22 protein-coding genes are annotated in these 15,753 nt (G+C 35.5%); 11 read left to right on the top strand and 11 right to left on the bottom strand.

The window, feature by feature from the left end; all coding sequences use genetic code 11:
• Nucleotides 1-3: 3 nt before the first annotated feature.
• Nucleotides 4-372, bottom strand: coding sequence for a hypothetical protein (locus BUB91_RS07285; RefSeq protein ID WP_073098569.1), 369 nt, complete (start codon nt 370-372; stop codon nt 4-6).
• A gap of 142 nt (nt 373-514) precedes the next feature.
• Here BUB91_RS07285 and BUB91_RS07280 point away from each other — a divergent pair, with 142 nt between their 5' ends.
• From BUB91_RS07280 to egtD, 4 genes are all read left to right on the top strand, one after another.
• Nucleotides 515-1,366, top strand: a complete 852-nt coding sequence (locus tag BUB91_RS07280; RefSeq protein ID WP_073098600.1) for a thymidylate synthase — start codon at nt 515-517, stop codon at nt 1,364-1,366.
• A gap of 18 nt (nt 1,367-1,384) precedes the next feature.
• Nucleotides 1,385-1,798: an energy transducer TonB gene (locus BUB91_RS07275; RefSeq protein WP_073098568.1), complete on the top strand. Its 414-nt coding sequence runs from the start codon at nt 1,385-1,387 to the stop codon at nt 1,796-1,798.
• Between the two features lie 84 nt (nt 1,799-1,882).
• Nucleotides 1,883-3,046: an ergothioneine biosynthesis protein EgtB gene (egtB, locus tag BUB91_RS07270; RefSeq protein WP_073098599.1), complete on the top strand. Its 1,164-nt coding sequence runs from the start codon at nt 1,883-1,885 to the stop codon at nt 3,044-3,046.
• Between the two features lie 9 nt (nt 3,047-3,055).
• On the top strand, nt 3,056-4,027 hold the full coding sequence (gene egtD, locus BUB91_RS07265; RefSeq protein WP_073098567.1) for an L-histidine N(alpha)-methyltransferase: 972 nt from the start codon (nt 3,056-3,058) through the stop codon (nt 4,025-4,027).
• Between the two features lie 38 nt (nt 4,028-4,065).
• Here egtD and BUB91_RS07260 read toward each other — a convergent pair whose 3' ends face one another.
• Nucleotides 4,066-4,356, bottom strand: coding sequence for an isoamylase early set domain-containing protein (locus tag BUB91_RS07260; protein ID WP_073098566.1), 291 nt, complete (start codon nt 4,354-4,356; stop codon nt 4,066-4,068).
• Between the two features lie 190 nt (nt 4,357-4,546).
• Nucleotides 4,547-5,617, bottom strand: a complete 1,071-nt coding sequence (locus BUB91_RS07255; protein WP_073098565.1) for an aminotransferase class V-fold PLP-dependent enzyme — start codon at nt 5,615-5,617, stop codon at nt 4,547-4,549.
• A gap of 58 nt (nt 5,618-5,675) precedes the next feature.
• On the opposite strand from BUB91_RS07255, the gene BUB91_RS07250 reads away from it, so the two are divergent.
• From BUB91_RS07250 to BUB91_RS07235, 4 genes are all read left to right on the top strand, one after another.
• A complete protein-coding gene (locus BUB91_RS07250; RefSeq protein ID WP_073098564.1) occupies nt 5,676-6,104 on the top strand; it encodes a 2TM domain-containing protein in 429 nt (142 codons plus the stop codon).
• Between the two features lie 2 nt (nt 6,105-6,106).
• Complete coding sequence (locus BUB91_RS07245; RefSeq protein WP_073098563.1) at nt 6,107-6,604, top strand: dihydrofolate reductase; 498 nt, start codon at nt 6,107-6,109, stop codon at nt 6,602-6,604.
• On the top strand, nt 6,585-7,433 hold the full coding sequence (locus BUB91_RS07240; protein ID WP_073098562.1) for a fructosamine kinase family protein: 849 nt from the start codon (nt 6,585-6,587) through the stop codon (nt 7,431-7,433). Before BUB91_RS07245 ends, BUB91_RS07240 begins: the two co-directional genes overlap by 20 nt.
• Before the next feature lie 96 nt (nt 7,434-7,529).
• Nucleotides 7,530-8,030, top strand: coding sequence for a pyridoxamine 5'-phosphate oxidase family protein (locus BUB91_RS07235; RefSeq protein ID WP_073098561.1), 501 nt, complete (start codon nt 7,530-7,532; stop codon nt 8,028-8,030).
• A 145-nt stretch (nt 8,031-8,175) separates the two neighbouring features.
• Here BUB91_RS07235 and BUB91_RS07230 read toward each other — a convergent pair whose 3' ends face one another.
• Nucleotides 8,176-8,442, bottom strand: coding sequence for a hypothetical protein (locus BUB91_RS07230; RefSeq protein WP_073098560.1), 267 nt, complete (start codon nt 8,440-8,442; stop codon nt 8,176-8,178).
• 126 nt (nt 8,443-8,568) lie between these two features.
• Here BUB91_RS07230 and fabD point away from each other — a divergent pair, with 126 nt between their 5' ends.
• The gene (gene fabD, locus BUB91_RS07225; protein ID WP_073098559.1) at nt 8,569-9,450 is read left to right on the top strand and encodes an ACP S-malonyltransferase; all 882 of its coding nucleotides are present in this window, start codon (nt 8,569-8,571) and stop codon (nt 9,448-9,450) included.
• 76 nt (nt 9,451-9,526) lie between these two features.
• Here fabD and BUB91_RS07220 read toward each other — a convergent pair whose 3' ends face one another.
• The 4 genes from BUB91_RS07220 to BUB91_RS07205 all read right to left on the bottom strand — a co-directional run bounded on the left by BUB91_RS07220 (nt 9,527) and on the right by BUB91_RS07205 (nt 12,285).
• Nucleotides 9,527-9,763, bottom strand: coding sequence for a hypothetical protein (locus BUB91_RS07220; protein ID WP_073098558.1), 237 nt, complete (start codon nt 9,761-9,763; stop codon nt 9,527-9,529).
• A 249-nt stretch (nt 9,764-10,012) separates the two neighbouring features.
• Nucleotides 10,013-10,231, bottom strand: a complete 219-nt coding sequence (locus BUB91_RS07215; protein WP_073098557.1) for a hypothetical protein — start codon at nt 10,229-10,231, stop codon at nt 10,013-10,015.
• A 45-nt stretch (nt 10,232-10,276) separates the two neighbouring features.
• Nucleotides 10,277-11,023: a TIGR03915 family putative DNA repair protein gene (locus BUB91_RS07210; RefSeq protein WP_073098556.1), complete on the bottom strand. Its 747-nt coding sequence runs from the start codon at nt 11,021-11,023 to the stop codon at nt 10,277-10,279.
• Complete coding sequence (locus BUB91_RS07205) at nt 11,023-12,285, bottom strand: putative DNA modification/repair radical SAM protein (RefSeq protein WP_073098555.1); 1,263 nt, start codon at nt 12,283-12,285, stop codon at nt 11,023-11,025. The genes BUB91_RS07210 and BUB91_RS07205 overlap by 1 nt, the downstream gene beginning before the upstream one ends.
• A gap of 98 nt (nt 12,286-12,383) precedes the next feature.
• Between BUB91_RS07205 and BUB91_RS07200 the strand changes: the two genes are divergently transcribed.
• The gene (locus BUB91_RS07200; RefSeq protein WP_073098554.1) at nt 12,384-13,151 is read left to right on the top strand and encodes a LexA family transcriptional regulator; all 768 of its coding nucleotides are present in this window, start codon (nt 12,384-12,386) and stop codon (nt 13,149-13,151) included.
• Nucleotides 13,152-13,227: 76 nt separating this feature from the next.
• On the opposite strand, the gene BUB91_RS07195 is transcribed toward BUB91_RS07200, so the two are convergent.
• A complete protein-coding gene (locus BUB91_RS07195; RefSeq protein WP_073098598.1) occupies nt 13,228-13,464 on the bottom strand; it encodes a hypothetical protein in 237 nt (78 codons plus the stop codon).
• Between the two features lie 10 nt (nt 13,465-13,474).
• Nucleotides 13,475-13,675, bottom strand: coding sequence for a hypothetical protein (locus BUB91_RS07190; protein ID WP_073098553.1), 201 nt, complete (start codon nt 13,673-13,675; stop codon nt 13,475-13,477).
• Between the two features lie 154 nt (nt 13,676-13,829).
• Between BUB91_RS07190 and BUB91_RS07185 the strand changes: the two genes are divergently transcribed.
• Nucleotides 13,830-14,486: a DUF2461 domain-containing protein gene (locus tag BUB91_RS07185; protein ID WP_073098552.1), complete on the top strand. Its 657-nt coding sequence runs from the start codon at nt 13,830-13,832 to the stop codon at nt 14,484-14,486.
• Here BUB91_RS07185 and BUB91_RS07180 read toward each other — a convergent pair.
• Nucleotides 14,464-15,711 (bottom strand): 3-deoxy-D-manno-octulosonic acid transferase, encoded by a 1,248-nt coding sequence (locus BUB91_RS07180; RefSeq protein ID WP_073098597.1) that lies wholly within the window; start codon nt 15,709-15,711, stop codon nt 14,464-14,466. The genes BUB91_RS07185 and BUB91_RS07180 overlap by 23 nt on opposite strands.
• Nucleotides 15,712-15,753: the final 42 nt, after the last annotated feature.

The raw sequence follows: 15,753 nt of genomic DNA, 5'->3' as shown, positions 1-15,753 counted from the left end.
CTCTTAATCAAAAGTTCTAGCCCACTCTTCAGCTGCTTTATAGTTTGTAAAATATGCGAAGGAGCCTTTAAATAAGCTTTGTTCTTTTATAAGTTCCTCACGACGACTCACTCCTTCTTCAGAAACGACAGCCAAACCTCTCATTTTAGAAAGATTCAAATTTTTCATCAAATCTGCGTTAAAGCTTGTTTTGAGATTACGTTCTGATATTAGAACATATTTTTCTGACCCATAAAAACCTTCAATATTCTCGAATAACTTCTTAGAATATTCAATTTTAACCTCGTCAAGATCTTCATTAAATTTCACGTGAATGAAACCTTTGTAGTACTTAACTTCTCCGAAAGGGTAAGCGATAGTTTTTAAGACCATTTAACTAAATTAAGATTTTTTTAAGAAAGCGAAAATAATCATTATTATTAGTTAATAAGTATCTCGTTAAAAAAAAAATCGCAATCAAATTAAAATAAGTAATTCCTTACTTTTGAATTCTATTCTTTATAAGCCTATTATCATGAAGCAATATCACGACCTTGTAAAACATATTTTAGAAGAAGGAGTACAAAAAGGAGACCGAACAGGTACAGGAACATTAAGTGTATTTGGTCATCAAATGCGCTTTGATTTAAGCAAGGGTTTCCCTATGGTCACCACAAAAAAATTGCATTTAAAATCTATCATCTATGAGCTTTTATGGTTTTTAAAAGGTGATACGAATATTGACTACCTAAAAGAAAACGGCGTACGTATCTGGAATCAGTGGGCTGATGAGAATGGTGATTTAGGGCCGGTATACGGGCATCAATGGCGCAACTGGAATAGCGAAGAAATCGATCAGATTAAAGAGCTTGTTGAAACTCTAAAAAACAACCCTAACAGCAGAAGAATGCTAGTAAGCGCCTGGAATCCTAGCGTTATGCCAGACACTTCAAAATCTTTTGCTGAAAATGTAGCTAACGGAAAAGCTGCACTACCTCCTTGCCATGCATTCTTTCAGTTTTATGTGGCTCCCGGTAATCCTAACGCGGAAGACAAAAGACCTAAACTCTCTTGCCAGCTGTACCAACGTAGTGCAGATGTATTTTTAGGCGTTCCTTTTAACATTGCGTCTTATGCGTTATTTACAATGATGATGGCGCAAGTTTGTAATTATGCACCAGGAGATTTTATACATACTTTTGGCGATGCACATATCTACAACAATCATACAGAGCAATTAAATTTGCAATTAAGCCGAGAAATACGCACCTTACCGACAATTAAGCTTAATCCTGAAGTAAAAGACATTTTCAGTTTTACGTTTGACGATTTCAAATTAGAAAACTACGATCCACACCCACATATTAAAGGTGCTGTCGCTGTTTAAACCCAAATCTTCAACATCATGAGATCAATTATTTTTGTCGCAGCTTTTCTTTTAGCTGGCATCACGTATGCACAAGAAGGTATCACAGTATCTGGCAATGCAATTTCAATTACAGAAATTCCTCCGGTTTGGCCGGGTTGTGAAGGTTCACTAGCAGAGAAAAAAGCTTGTTTTAAAAAGCAACTTGTACAACACGTTGTTTCTAACTTCAAATTTCCAGAGGGATATAAAAGAGGCAGTGTTAAAGAAAAAGTGGTGGTTGATTTTGCAATCAACGAAGAAGGGAAGCCACAAATTCTTGGCGTAAAAGGGGGTACCAAAGTTCTTCAAGAAGAAGCAATACGCAACATTTTAGCTATCCCTAGAATGACTCCAGGGCAAGCAGGCGGAAAACCAAGAGCGATAAAGTACTCGATGCCATTCACCTTTTAACTAGGGCTTAACGTTATCTGAAAAAGACTCAAAGCATTAAATGTTTAACTTTGAAAATAACTCAAAGTTATATTTATTGCTATGATTGTTAGCACATCTGCTCTCTTAGACTTTTTTTTAAAAACCAGAACACATACTGAAACGATCTGCAAACCTTTGCAAATAGAAGATTATGTGGTACAGCCTATAGCTGACGTCTCACCTCCTAAATGGCATTTAGGACATACAACTTGGTTTTTTGAAGACTTTATACTCAAAAAATACAAATCTGACTACAAAGAATTTAACAAGCAATTTGCTTTTGTATTTAATAGTTATTATGAAAGTATGGGTGCTCGCGTAGTACGCACAGACCGCGGAAATCTATCAAGACCTACAGTTGGAGAAGTTTATGCGTATCGCAAATATGTAACATCTGCTTTAGCAAAGTTGCTTCAGGAAAATGATAGTTTAACAGAACTCAAAGAGCTGATAGAAATAGGCATACATCACGAAAAACAACATCAGGAACTTCTACTTACAGATATCAAATATATCTTAGGAAATAATCCATTACAGCCTTTATATTCAGAGAATTTTAATGAATACCAGCCCATTTCTAATACTCCCAAATGGCTCCCTGTAAAAGAGGGGGTTTATAAAATAGGTCACAACGATTCTGGATTTTGTTACGATAATGAACTGGGAAGACATAACGTTTTTCTTTCGGAATATCAGATTTCAAGTGAACTCGTAACCAATGCGGAGTACCTTAAATTTATTGAGGATGATGGTTATAATCAGGTTTTGCTTTGGCACAGTGAAGGTTGGGACTGGATAGAAGAAAACAATATTTTTGCACCACAATACTGGCAAAACCAAGATGGCGAGTGGTATTGTTATCAACTTAACGGAGTTCAAAAACTTGATTTGCAAGCACCAGTAACACACATTTCGTATTATGAAGCTTTCGCCTTTGCGCAATGGAAAGGTTTAAGACTACCTACTGAATTTGAATGGGAAATTGCTCAAAGTAAATTTGATTGGGGGCAGCGCTGGGAATGGACAGAAAGTGCCTACCTACCCTACCCTAACTATACTAAAGCTCCGGGTGCACTGGGAGAATATAACGGTAAGTTTATGGTGAGTCAAAAAACACTTAGAGGCGGCTCTGTAGCAACTTCAGATAATCATACGAGAGCCACTTATCGTAATTTTTTCCATCCTCAACTAAGATGGCAATTCACCGGTTTACGCCTAGCAAGGTAATTCGCATTTATGAAAACAGAACAGCAAACACAATTTAAGACAGCCTTTGAGCAGGAAGTTTATGAAGGCTTAACCACTTTTCCTAAAAAGGTTTCTTCAAAATGGTTTTACGACAAAAAGGGGGATAAACTTTTTCAACAAATAATGGAACTTCCAGAGTATTACCTTACTGGATGTGAATATGAAATAATCGATACCCATAAACAGGAAATCACAAAATTATTTCAGGAACAAGCAGGTTTTGACTTGATTGAGCTGGGTGCCGGCGATGGAAAGAAAACTAAAATTTTACTCGAAAAATTTGCTTCTGAAGGAATAAACTTTACTTATAAGCCTATTGATATCAGTCAGAATATGCTCGATGAGCTCAAAAATGCTATCAACCACAAATGGCCTCAAATAGATATAAAACCTGAGCAAGGAAGTTATTTTGACGTTTTAAAAGATTTAGGAAATCGTGATACAGACCGTAAAATGGTCATCATGGTTTTAGGTTCTAATATTGGAAACCTTACCCATCCACAAGCTGTAGATTTTTTAGTAAATATCAGAAAAACGATGCGAAGCGGTGACCTTCTATTTATGGGACTTGATCAGAAAAAAAATCCAGAATTAGTTCTGAGTGCTTACAACGACAGTCAAGGAATTACAGAGGCATTCAATAAAAATTTACTTCATCGTATTAATGAAGAATTAGAAAGTGACTTTGATACAAATCAATTTAAACACTGGCCCGTTTACGACCCTGAAACAGGAACCGCAAAAAGCTTTTTAGTTAGCACACAAGATCAAAAAGTAACTATTAAAAAACTCAATCTTGAAATCAACTTTACCGCGTGGGAAAGTATTCATACTGAGATTTCCCAGAAATATGATGACAATATTGTGGAATGGCTTTCTAAAGAAGCCGGGCTAGAGATTTTAGCTCAATACAGTGACAAACATAATCGCTTTACAGATTATGTTTTTAAAGTGAGGTAACAAAAAAGGGCAAATTTTAAAACTTGCCCTTTTATATTTTATAGACTTAAGACACTATTTTCTGCACCTGCAAAGTCATTCCATTTAAAGCTGTCAGCTTCCGGCTCATTCATCCATTTACCATCAACTGAATATTTAAACTCATAAGAAGAATCAACAGGAATATTTAGAGCTCCTTTGAATGACCCATTCTTTAATTTTTTCAATTCTGCTTTTTCCCAGTCATTAAAATCTCCTGCAACAGCAATAGAATTAGCTTCAGTATCAAGTACAGTGAACGTAACTTTACACTCTGGTTTTGATTTTAAAAATTGTTTCGTGATAGGCATAACAAATTCTTTTTAAGTTCTTTACAAATTTATGATTGTTAATTGACAAAAGTCAAAAAAACACCTGTATTGAACTTATTTTTTAGACAAAACCATTTATTGAAAGATTTAAAAACAGATAGTGAAATACGAAAACGTTATCTCATTCTTATTATTTATTATTTTAACACTAGCTATTCACCATACAATGCTAAATTAACTTCAAAAGCCTCCCTAAATCATCTTCAGTATTAAAATAATGGAGACTTACCCGTATTCCATTTCCGCGCTGTGAACAGATTACATCGTTCTCCTTTAATTTATCAAAAAGCTTTTGGTCTCCTTTTATATTGAAGATTGAAGAATGCTGTTTTCGATTTACAACAATTTCATCCAGTAAATTACGCTCAGCAAATGCATTTAGCGCTTTTTCTTTAAGAAGTTCGACCTGTGCTGTGATTGCGCTATACCCTATCTTATTTACAAGTTGTATCGCAACTTGCAAACTTCCTGAGTTTAGAGTGTCTAAATGTCCCGGCTCAAACTTACCAATCAATGTATCACCCGCTTCTTTATACTTTCCACGAATAGAGGCAAACCCTATCGCTTTAGGCTTTAAGCGATCTTTAACCTCATCTTTAAATAAAAAAAAACCATTACCATAACCTGCATTAAGCCATTTATAGGTACTTGCTCCTAGAACATCTATCCCGCTGTTTTCAAAATCAAACGGAGCAACACCACAATATTGAGTTCCATCTGCGCAAATCAAAAGATCAGGATATTCTTGTTTCAGTGTTTTTAAAAACTCAAAATCTAGCTGGACACCGCTGATGTATTGCACCAGACTCACACACAACACTTTAGGCTTTTCCTTTTCAACAGCCTTTAAAATATTCTCCTCTAAGTTCACATCTATCTTCGCATAACTAATGTCAAAATCCCGGGCTTCAACAGGCCAATTTATAGATGGATAATCTTCTTCAAGGAGTAACACTTTAGATTTAGTTGGCAAAGCTTCTAAAAATACATTAAAGCCAGTAGAAAAACTTGTTACAAGCGCAATGTTCTGTGCCTTGCAATTAAAAAACCTCCCAACATCTTCTCTTACTTTTGTTATGAATTTATCCTGATTGTCTTTCATTAGACTTCCCATCACTAGGTAATCTAGATCATGATTTTGTCTAAAATCTAATAAGGTTTCTGAAAGTAATCCCGTCCCTGCGGTATTAAGATGTGTGTAATTTGCCGTGACCGGAAATTCCTTTTTTAAGTTTTTCATAAGGTAATAGCGTGATTAAAACTTGTAAATTTGATTCTCACACAATTTACTTTTTCTTATGTTCTCAAAAAAGCAAGAAACCACAAAAATAGATCGCGATCAGCGAGAACTCATCGAGTATGCACAATACCGGGTTAAGCAAAAAAAGAATCTATTTAGACATTTTGTAGTGTTTCTTGCTGGTGCAGTTTTGTTGATTGTTTTGAATAAATTTTTAGACTTCGGAGCAGACTTTAGACCCGGTCAAGTTGATTGGTTTGTATGGGCAATTTTAATCTGGTTTTTCTTATTTCTAATTCATTTTCTCAATGTCTTTTTATTAGGCAGTTTTATGAATAAAAAATGGGAACACGAGCAAATTGATAAACTCGTTAGCAAACAAAAAGCTAAAATCGTAAAACTACAGGAGCAAATTGATAGGGAGCATCCGCTTCCAGAACAACAGAAAACGTTTATTTCAAGACCAGACAAGCCATTAAATTCTTAATCATGAAAATTATTTTAATAGCTGCCGCCGCAGAAAATAATGCGCTGGGTAAAGATAACAATCTGGTTTGGCATCTACCTGATGATTTTAAGCGTTTTAAAAAACTCACTTCGCATCACCCTATAATTATGGGGCGTAAAACATTTGAAACCTTCCCAAAACCGCTTCCTAATCGTAAACATATTGTAATTACCCGTAAGCAAGATTATAAGGCTCCTGATGAAATTGTTGTAGTAAACAGCCTTGAAGATGCCATTGAGGCCGGCAAAAAAGAAGACGATAAACTATATGTCATAGGCGGTGGAGAGATTTACAAACTTGCACTAGACCAAGCTACACATATAGAACTTACGCGTGTTCACGAAACTTTTGAAGCCGACGCTTTCTTTCCGGAAATTGATGAAAATAGATGGGAATTAATCAACACTGAAGAGCATCAAAAAGATGAACGTCATGCTTATGCGTTTACCTATTTAACCTATGTTAAACGAGACCTTTAAAAAATATTTATCCGAAATACTTGACGCTCAGATAAAGGAAGTCAGTCCGCTTTATGGCGGAGATATTAATGACGTTTATAAGGTTGAAACTTTCTCTCAAGACTTAATTATAAAAGTAAATAGTGCCCGTAAATTTCCAAATATGTTTGAGTTAGAAGCGCTCGGGCTTCAGTATATTGCAGATTCAAATAGTTTTGCAACTCCAAAGGTTATTAAGACCGGCTATTTTAAAGATCAAAGTTTTATACTGCTTGAGTATTTACAATCCGGTAATGAAACTACTAATTTTTCAAAAAAATTCGGACACCAATTAGCCGCGATGCATAAAAACACTGATGCCTTTGGTTTTGAAAAAGACAACTACATTGGCAGCTTACCACAGTACAATGCTACCGAAAATAATGCTCTTGACTTCTACATCAATCAGCGTTTAGAACCTCAGTTTAAAATGGCGACTGAACGTGGCTATAGATTCTCAAACCTTGAAGGTTTTTATACTGAAATTTCAAAATTAATCCCTAAAGAGCCGGCGGCCTTAATTCACGGCGACCTGTGGTCTGGTAATTATATGCTGGGCAAAAATGGTGAACCTATACTAATTGACCCTGCGACTTGCTATGCTCCACGTGAGATGGACATCGCTTTGATGTATCTCTTTGGAGGGTTTGAATCAGAAATATTTGATCATTACAATGAGATTTTTCCACTTCAACAGGGATGGAAAGAACGCATCAGACTCTGGCAGCTGTATTATATTTTAGCTCACGTAAATCTTTTTGGCGGAAACTATTACGCTTCCGCGAAAGCGATACTCCAGGAGTATAGTTGATAATTAACACACTTTAATTGTTTCCGCTTAAATTTTGGCGAAGTCTTGATAATTAAGTGGTTGCTTTCGGTTTAACTTTAAATAAAAACTAAAGCTATGAGTACCGAAAACCTTTTCAACAAAGAAGCCCGTAAAAAACTTGAAGATCTTGCTACTTCGATAGATTTTGCAATGCTTGCGACCGATTTAAAGAACACACCTATTGATGCAATTCCTATGTCAACTAAAAAAGTTGATGAAGCCGGAAACATTTGGTTTCTAAGTGGCGCAGATAGTGATCACAATGCAAACATTCAGAAAGATCCTGAAGCTCAATTATTTTACGCAAAACCATCTGATATGGAATTTTTAAGCGTTTATGGTCTAGCTACAATCACAAAAGAAAGAGCAATACTTGAAGATTTATACGGTAAAAGTGATGACGCTTGGTTTGATGGTATTAACGATGCTAATCTTACTGCGATAAAGTTTGTACCGAAAACAGCCCAATATTGGGATGCCAAGTCTAACAAATTTGTAAGCCTTCTAAAAATGGCATACTCGGCAGTAACGGGAGAAGAAACCGATCTAGGCGAAACCGGCTCTTTAAAAGTATAAATAGATTAATCAGAAAGATTAGTTATCACTCACAATATCTGTAGTAATTAAGATTAACATACGTTTACGTTTAGAAGGATATCCCATAATACTATCTACTGAGCGTACAAAATGAATGGCTTTTGCCTGTTCTAAAATGCTGCTTTTAAATTCCTGAAGCACTTGCGGCTCTAGCACTTGACCATCTACAATATAAATGTATTGGTGAGAATCTTTTTGTTCTAAAAAAAAATTCGACTTGCATTTTAGACTCTTTTATAGATGCTCTTTTATTTTCATTTACCCAGTGATTTTCAGGCATAGGGTTGATAGTAATGTTATTTATAGCATTGTATTGAGCGTATAATCCTGTTGCAGAAAGAATACAGAATAATAAAGCGATTGCTTTTTGAAGATCATTCTTGCTCATCATTTAAATCGTTTTATAAATCACTTAAAATTAGAAACTTTACAAGAATAAAACCTCACTTGGTATTTATAATTTCTAAATCCATTTGTGTATGTGTATTTTTGCAACACTTTTTAGAAAAATCTATTTATGAAAGCATATATCTTTCCCGGACAGGGAGCTCAATTTACCGGAATGGGTAAAGACGTTTACGAAGCATCAGAAACAGCTCGTGAATTATTTAAAAAAGCAAATGAAATTTTAGGCTTTGACATTACAAAAATTATGTTTGAAGGCACCGCCGAAGAACTCAAGGAAACTAAAGTAACTCAACCTGCTATCTTTTTACATTCAGTTGCTTTATTCAAAGCCTTAGGTGAAGAAGCAGTACCGCAAATGGTTGCCGGTCACTCTTTAGGTGAAATATCGGCTCTTGTAGCTAATGGCGTTTTAAGTTTTGAAGACAGCTTAAGATTGGTTTCTCAGCGTGCTCAGGCAATGCAAAAAGCTTGCGATACAACCCCTTCTACAATGGCTGCTATTTTAGGCCTTGAAGACGAACTTGTTGAAGCTGTTTGTGCTGACGTTGATGGTGTTGTAGTTGCTGCAAACTATAATTGCCCCGGGCAACTCATAATATCTGGAACTGTTGAAGCTGTAAATGAGGCTTGTGAAAGACTTAAGGAACGCGGCGCAAAACGTGCACTTGTATTACCCGTAGGTGGTGCTTTTCACTCTCCACTTATGGAACCAGCCCGTGAAGAACTTGCTGCAGCTATAGAAATGACCACTTTTAGCGAACCTAAATGTCCTATCTATCAAAATGTAAGTACTACTGCGGTTACAGATCCTGCTGAAATTAAAAAAAACTTATTGTTTCAATTAACAGCTCCTGTAAAATGGACACAAAGTGTTCAAAATATGATAGCTGATGGCGCTACCGAATTTATTGAAGTAGGCCCCGGTAAAGTTTTACAAGGTCTCGTAAAAAAAATAGACAGACAAGCACAGACCAGTAGTGCTTCTATCTAAAAAGTTAGAAAGTTTTACACATAAAAAAAGCCTCGAATTACTTCGGGGCTTTTCTATTATATCTCAAAAGAGAATATTACATGTCGTCGTTTCCTTCAACTTCATCTTCTACTTCCTGAGCACCTTCTTCGATAGCATCACCAGTGTCTTCAGCAGCTTCCTCTACAGCGTCTCCTGCGTCATCCATAGCATCACCCATATCATCAGCAGCGCTTTCCATAGCGTCTTCAGTTTTGTCTTCAGTAGTTTCGCGACAAGCAGAAACAGATACCATTAGTAATAGTGCAAATGCACTGAACATAAATTTTTTCATAATTGATGTAATTTTAATTAGCGTTAATCGATGCCAAATGTATATAAATTAACATCGCTTATTCTTAAATTTTATTAAATTTTTTATCGATTTACATTTTTGCTAAAAATATCGCAATCTTTACAACGATTTGATTAACAGAGACTGACCGTTTTTTTAATTTTTCAAAAAAAATCATTTTACCAATAAAAACAAAAAGCATCTTAAAATTTCTTTTAAAATGCTTTTCTCAATATTTAAGTGACACTATTATGCGTCATCATCCATTACATCATCGTTACCTTGTATTTCATCGTTGAGTTCATCTGCACCTTCTTGTATTGCATCACCAGCTTCTTCTGCTGCATTCTCAATATCCTCTCCCATCGCTTCAACTGCTTCTTCTGTTTTTTCTTGAGTGGTTTCTCTACATGAGTAAACTGATACCGTTATAGCGATCATAAATACATTTAAAAGAATTCTTTTCATAATCTGATTTTTTTGGGTTAATGAATTAAAAATAACCAAATCTTTTTAAAGTGGATTTTTTTCATTTAAATACTTCCAGTAGCGTTTAGGAACGTGTCGCAAATGCAGCTTTTTATTGATTCTACTCTTAATACCGGTACTGATAAAATAGTCTTGCCACATTTTATCATAATGCATTTCTTCATCGTGAAGCGCTTCTTTTAAGACAGCATCATCAAAATCAAGTTCTATAAGTTCAACGGTATTTAAATCATAAAAAATACCATAGTTACGCTTTCGATCATAGATCACAAACTGCTGATCTGCATATCTGTTTTTAAAATGTCTTGCTATTAGCGGAAGTACATTAAAATCAGGCTCTATGATAGCTACATATACATCATCTTTAGTTCGTTTAAAACGTACAAATGCTTTCATTCTATGTTTTTCCCGGCCAATCTGTTTAGTTAGTTGAGCCAATTTTAAAACCGAAGGTTGCCCGTAATCTTTATCATTTCTAGTTTTTAATACATATCGAATAGCATCTAGAATGTAAACTTCTTTATCTGGGAGTTCACTTAAAAACGAGCGATAAACCGAAGTCCTAAATTGCTGAAACTCTTTTAATCCTTCCCAAACCCGGGATGCCTTGCTTTCATCTGTGAAAACTTCATTCACTTTTGAGAAAAAATTTGCTTCAAAAAAACGTTCTTCAACTATTAGTACTGAAGACAACCGCTCTTCATAAACCGTAAAAACCGCAGTAAGCAGTCCTTCAAAAGTGCTGTCGTATTTAAGCGTATGAGTTTTCATCAGTTAAACAGTCTTAACTGATTGCTATACATTTTCTGATATTTGCTTTGAGAACTCTGCAAAATCATACTCTTGATATGAGCAGGCTCTAGATCTTTGCGCTCCCAGTCTTTAGAATCGCAAACCATAAAATACTTAGCCCGATTCATCGCAATACCGATAGCTTTCAAATTTTCCCAATTCAATTTTCTATACTTCCTAGCGTTTAAAATCTTATTTACTGAAAGCATTCCCAATCCTGGAATTCTTACGAGCATTCGCTTTTCTGCTTTGTTCACATCAACCGGAAACAAATGCATATTACGAAGCGCCCAGCTCAATTTAGGATCAATATCTACATCCAAATTGGGATGCTGATTATTCAAAATCTCACGCACATCAAAGCCATAAAAACGCAGCAACCAGTCTGTTTGATAGAGTCTGTTTTCCCGTAGCATAGGCACTTCGGTTCCTAATGCAGGTAAGCGCTCATCTTGTAAAACCGGCACATAGCCCGAATAATACACCCGCTTCATTTTATACGTGCTGTAGTAATGCACAGCAGAATACATAATATCCTTATCGCTTTCTCCCGTTGCACCTACAATCATCTGGGTACTCTGCCCTGCCGGCGCATAAACCGGCGTGCTTTTTATGAGTTTTTTATCTGCTTGATATTGTATGATTTCATTCTTAACCTTTTCCATTGGTTTGATAAAATCTTTATGATCTTTTTCCGGCGCAAGTAATTTAAGACCAGAAACTGTGGGAATCTCAATATTTATAGAAAGTCGATCTGCATACAAACCAGCTTCCCGCATCAACTCATCACTACAACCGGGAATTGATTTTAAATGAATATACCCGTTGAAATTCTCTTCTAACCGAAGCTTTTTGGCTACTTCTATTAAACGTTCCATCGTGTAATCTGGACTTGAAAAGATTCCGCTACTCAGAAATAAACCTTCAATATAATTGCGTCGGTAAAAATTTATGGTGAGGTCTACTACCTCTTGAATTTTAAAACCCGCGCGTTTGATGTCGTTACTTTTTCGGCTTACACAATAGGCACAATCAAAAATACAGTGATTGGTTAGCAAAATCTTCAATAAAGAAATACACCGTCCATCTTCCGTATAGCTGTGACAGATACCCATACCTGAGCTGTCACCAAGACCCTTTGTGGTGTTCTTGCGATTACTCCCACTACTGGAGCACGACACGTCATACTTAGCCGCATCAGCAAGGATGTTTAATTTTTCTCTAATTCTTTCAAAATTCATAGCTTGGAATTTTTACGAATTTAAAGCATTTTTCCGTCCCAACAGATTTTTTATTATATTTAAATCGGATTTATTCCAAATTAAAGTATATTTACCATATGGGAATCAATGATGTAACAGGCGACGTACGCCGATTTAAGCAAATACGCGAAGAACAAAATTTAACGCAAACCGAGTTTGCTCAAGCTTTAGGAATTAAAAATTCTACAGCAGATATTGAACGCGGAAGAACCAAACTTTCTGGTCAAGTAGTCACCGAACTTTTAAGGCTTTACAATGTAAATCCGTTATGGCTGTTTGGCTACAGCAATCAGAAATTACTGCATGCAGGGAAAGGTGATGTGAGCCCTAAAGTGGTTACTGTTGACGTTGATGATAATGAAAATCTTGTTATGGTCAATCAAAAAGCTGCCGCAGGATACCCACACAATGTTCAAGATGTTGAATGGTATCAACAACTTCCTGCTTTTGATCTACCCTTACCACAATATCGAAACGCTACATACCGTGGTTTTCAAATCGAAGGAGACAGCATGCTACCTAATTTTATGCCAGAAGACTGGGTCTTAGGTAAAGCAATTTTAAATATGGACGAAGCCACAACAAACCGGGTTTATGTAGTTGTAATGCCAGATGCAGTTGTGATTAAAAAATTACAAAAGCTTCCAGATCCTTCTAAAGTTGTATTAATCTCTTTGAATCAGGAATATTTACCTTTTGAAGTTCAAGTTAGTGATATTCAAGAATTGTGGCAAGTGAATAGCAAACTTACTTTTCACCTAGATTCACCTTCAGAAAGCAATTTATTACGTGAACTACAACAAGGCATGGAAGAATTAAAAAATCAAATGCGCAGTTTTAAATAAGTAGCACTACAGGATTTCTAAATTAAAAAACCACCTCTCAATGAGGCGGTTTTTGTTTTACTGCAGTTACTTAAAATTAGTGATCTACTTTGATTTTAGTATCACCATCTGCATCTTCTTTAATCTTGACTTCTTTATCGTCAGATTCCATTTTCATTTTATAGTTGCCGTCATCGTCTGTTTTTGTGTCGATTTCGGCTCCTTCTTCTTTCATTTCTTCTACAAGCTTTTCTTTCTCACTCTTCTCACGACAAGAAGTTACAGAAAGTGTTACCATTAATAGAAGGCTTGCTAATATGCTTACTTTTTTCATAATTATTGTATTAGTTATCATCACCAATCCTGTCAATCTCTTTATTGACTTCGTTATCTACTTTTTTTGCTGTACGCTCTAAGATACCTTCGCGTTCATCCTTTACTTGCTCTTCTTTTACGATTACCGTTTCCTTTTCTTCGGTTTCTCTACACGAGTAAGTATTGAAAGCTAAAAGCCCTAAAACAAAAATTCCGATTACTTTTTTCATAATTCCATGATTTGGTTGAAGGCAAATCTATACAGAATAACGACTGCTTTTAATTTTGAATTGGTAAATGATTGCTAAAAATTCTAAATAATGCGTTAAAACGAAACTATTTAATGCTGTTAAAATCACCTATTACTAACTTTATCCTAAAAATATGAGTTTTTACAAACTGTATGATTTTCTACGCGAGCTTCAGCAAAACAATTCTAAAGAATGGATGGACGAAAATCGAAACAGATATTACGAAGTCAGAGATTTCTACATAGACTGGCTGAATAAAATGGATATAAAACTCGCAGAGATTGATCCAAATTATACGCATACGTCTGGTAAAAAAGCCATAAATCGCATTAATAACAACTTGTTATATCATCCCAACAAGCCTATTTATAAAGACCATTTTGGTGCAGGTCTTGATCAGGAAACAAAACAAGGAGATTTTTACATACATCTAGGTACCTCAGAAAGTTTTATTGCTGCCGGTTTTTACAAACCAAAATCTTCTTTACTAAAAAGCATTAGACAAGCTATAGATTATAATGGTGAAGAACTACTTGAAATTTTAAACAAGCCCAGTTTTAAAAAGATGTTTGGCTGGTTAATAGACGATGGAGACAGCCTTAAGACAGCTCCAAAGGGATTTCCTCAAGACCATAAATATATTGAATTACTGCGTAACAAAAGTTTTGCCGTACAAACAGATTTGACTCAAAAATTAGTCACTAGTGACGCCTTTGAAAATCACGTGATTGAAGTCTACAAAGAGATACTTCCGTTTAGAAACTACCTCAATCAGGCAGTAAGTGTTTGATTTTTAAATAACTCATAATTGAGTGTGTTGCTCCGGTATTCCCAGAAACGAACTGACCGGCAATTATACCTGTCTGATCTCTAAACTTTTTATCTGAAATTAATTTACCTAAAACCACTGAAGTCTCTGCAGGGTTTTTTACAGTAAATAATGCTGCAATTCTATTCATTTGACCGGCTTCCGGGAATTTATCAATATGAGTTCCGGTTAAAATAGGAATACCAAAAGTTGCCGGCTCTAAAACATTATGTAAACCAGTTGCTCCTGCCGCACCACCCACATAAGCGATATCTGCATAAGCGTAAATTTTAGTCAAAAACCCAATTGCATCAATGATTAAAACTTCTGCTTCTTGCAGGTTTTTAATTTTTAGTTCAGAATGTAAAACCACATTCTTAGTAAGCTTACTGCGGAAAGCTTCAATCTTTTCTGAGTTGATTTTATGTGGCGCGAGAATAATCTTAACTTCTGCTACATTATTTATAAAATCTAATAAAAGTGTTTCATCTTCGGGCCAGGTACTCCCACAAACGAGCAGCAGCTTATCCTGTTTAAATTCAGCTATAAAATCAAGTGTATTATTATATTCAAGTTGCCTGCTCACGCGGTCAAAACGCGTATCTCCACTAACTTCGGCATTTGTAAAACCTAGCTTTTTGAGATTTTTTAAAGAAGATTCATTTTGCAGAAAGAAATAATCAAAAGCTCTTAAAGACTTTTTCATCCAACTTCCATAGAACTTAAAAAATGGCTGACTTTCTCTAAAAACACCCGAAATCAACAAAGTTGAAATATTATTGCGTTTCAGTTTATCTAAATAATTCGGCCAGAATTCATACTTAACAAAAAGCACTAATTCTGGACTAGTAATACTTATAAAAGCATCTGCGTTTGCCTCTGTATCTAACGGTAAATAGGTCACAAGATCTGCTAAAGGTGTGTTTTTTCTAATCGTATAGCCTGAAGGCGAAAAGAAAGTAAGCAGTATTTTATGGCTAGGGTACTGTATTCTCAATTCTTCTAAAACAGGAACAGCCTGCTCATACTCACCCAGTGAAGCTGCATGAATCCAAATCACACGGTCAGAACCCTCAATCTTGCTTTCTAAATAGTTAAAGACAGTCTGGCGAACACCCCTGAATTCTTTCAGTTTAGAACTGAACAACCCCAATACCGGAAGTAACGCATTGAAAAGTGAAATAAAAAAAGAATAAATATGTCGCATAACCTCGCAAAAGTAGCCTTTTCCATAAAAAAAGACATTGGT

The sequence above is a fragment of the Leeuwenhoekiella marinoflava DSM 3653 genome (assembly GCF_900129005.1).
Lineage (GTDB): Bacteria > Bacteroidota > Bacteroidia > Flavobacteriales > Flavobacteriaceae > Leeuwenhoekiella > Leeuwenhoekiella marinoflava.
The sequence above is the reverse complement of the archived record's forward strand: the minus strand, read 5'-3'. Positions and strand labels throughout refer to the sequence as shown.

What these genes read in the sequence shown, in the direction of transcription:
- BUB91_RS07285 (WP_073098569.1), bottom strand. Translation starts at nt 372, where the DNA reads ATGGTCTTAAAAACTATCGCTTACCCTTTCGGAGAAGTTAAGTACTAC.
- BUB91_RS07280 (WP_073098600.1), top strand. Translation starts at nt 515, where the DNA reads ATGAAGCAATATCACGACCTTGTAAAACATATTTTAGAAGAAGGAGTA.
- BUB91_RS07275 (WP_073098568.1), top strand. Translation starts at nt 1,385, where the DNA reads ATGAGATCAATTATTTTTGTCGCAGCTTTTCTTTTAGCTGGCATCACG.
- egtD (WP_073098567.1), top strand. Translation starts at nt 3,056, where the DNA reads ATGAAAACAGAACAGCAAACACAATTTAAGACAGCCTTTGAGCAGGAA.
- BUB91_RS07260 (WP_073098566.1), bottom strand. Translation starts at nt 4,356, where the DNA reads ATGCCTATCACGAAACAATTTTTAAAATCAAAACCAGAGTGTAAAGTT.
- BUB91_RS07255 (WP_073098565.1), bottom strand. Translation starts at nt 5,617, where the DNA reads ATGAAAAACTTAAAAAAGGAATTTCCGGTCACGGCAAATTACACACAT.
- BUB91_RS07250 (WP_073098564.1), top strand. Translation starts at nt 5,676, where the DNA reads ATGTTCTCAAAAAAGCAAGAAACCACAAAAATAGATCGCGATCAGCGA.
- BUB91_RS07245 (WP_073098563.1), top strand. Translation starts at nt 6,107, where the DNA reads ATGAAAATTATTTTAATAGCTGCCGCCGCAGAAAATAATGCGCTGGGT.
- BUB91_RS07240 (WP_073098562.1), top strand. Translation starts at nt 6,585, where the DNA reads ATGTTAAACGAGACCTTTAAAAAATATTTATCCGAAATACTTGACGCT.
- BUB91_RS07235 (WP_073098561.1), top strand. Translation starts at nt 7,530, where the DNA reads ATGAGTACCGAAAACCTTTTCAACAAAGAAGCCCGTAAAAAACTTGAA.
- BUB91_RS07230 (WP_073098560.1), bottom strand. Translation starts at nt 8,442, where the DNA reads ATGATGAGCAAGAATGATCTTCAAAAAGCAATCGCTTTATTATTCTGT.
- fabD (WP_073098559.1), top strand. Translation starts at nt 8,569, where the DNA reads ATGAAAGCATATATCTTTCCCGGACAGGGAGCTCAATTTACCGGAATG.
- BUB91_RS07220 (WP_073098558.1), bottom strand. Translation starts at nt 9,763, where the DNA reads ATGAAAAAATTTATGTTCAGTGCATTTGCACTATTACTAATGGTATCT.
- BUB91_RS07215 (WP_073098557.1), bottom strand. Translation starts at nt 10,231, where the DNA reads ATGAAAAGAATTCTTTTAAATGTATTTATGATCGCTATAACGGTATCA.
- BUB91_RS07210 (WP_073098556.1), bottom strand. Translation starts at nt 11,023, where the DNA reads ATGAAAACTCATACGCTTAAATACGACAGCACTTTTGAAGGACTGCTT.
- BUB91_RS07205 (WP_073098555.1), bottom strand. Translation starts at nt 12,285, where the DNA reads ATGAATTTTGAAAGAATTAGAGAAAAATTAAACATCCTTGCTGATGCG.
- BUB91_RS07200 (WP_073098554.1), top strand. Translation starts at nt 12,384, where the DNA reads ATGGGAATCAATGATGTAACAGGCGACGTACGCCGATTTAAGCAAATA.
- BUB91_RS07195 (WP_073098598.1), bottom strand. Translation starts at nt 13,464, where the DNA reads ATGAAAAAAGTAAGCATATTAGCAAGCCTTCTATTAATGGTAACACTT.
- BUB91_RS07190 (WP_073098553.1), bottom strand. Translation starts at nt 13,675, where the DNA reads ATGAAAAAAGTAATCGGAATTTTTGTTTTAGGGCTTTTAGCTTTCAAT.
- BUB91_RS07185 (WP_073098552.1), top strand. Translation starts at nt 13,830, where the DNA reads ATGAGTTTTTACAAACTGTATGATTTTCTACGCGAGCTTCAGCAAAAC.
- BUB91_RS07180 (WP_073098597.1), bottom strand. Translation starts at nt 15,711, where the DNA reads ATGCGACATATTTATTCTTTTTTTATTTCACTTTTCAATGCGTTACTT.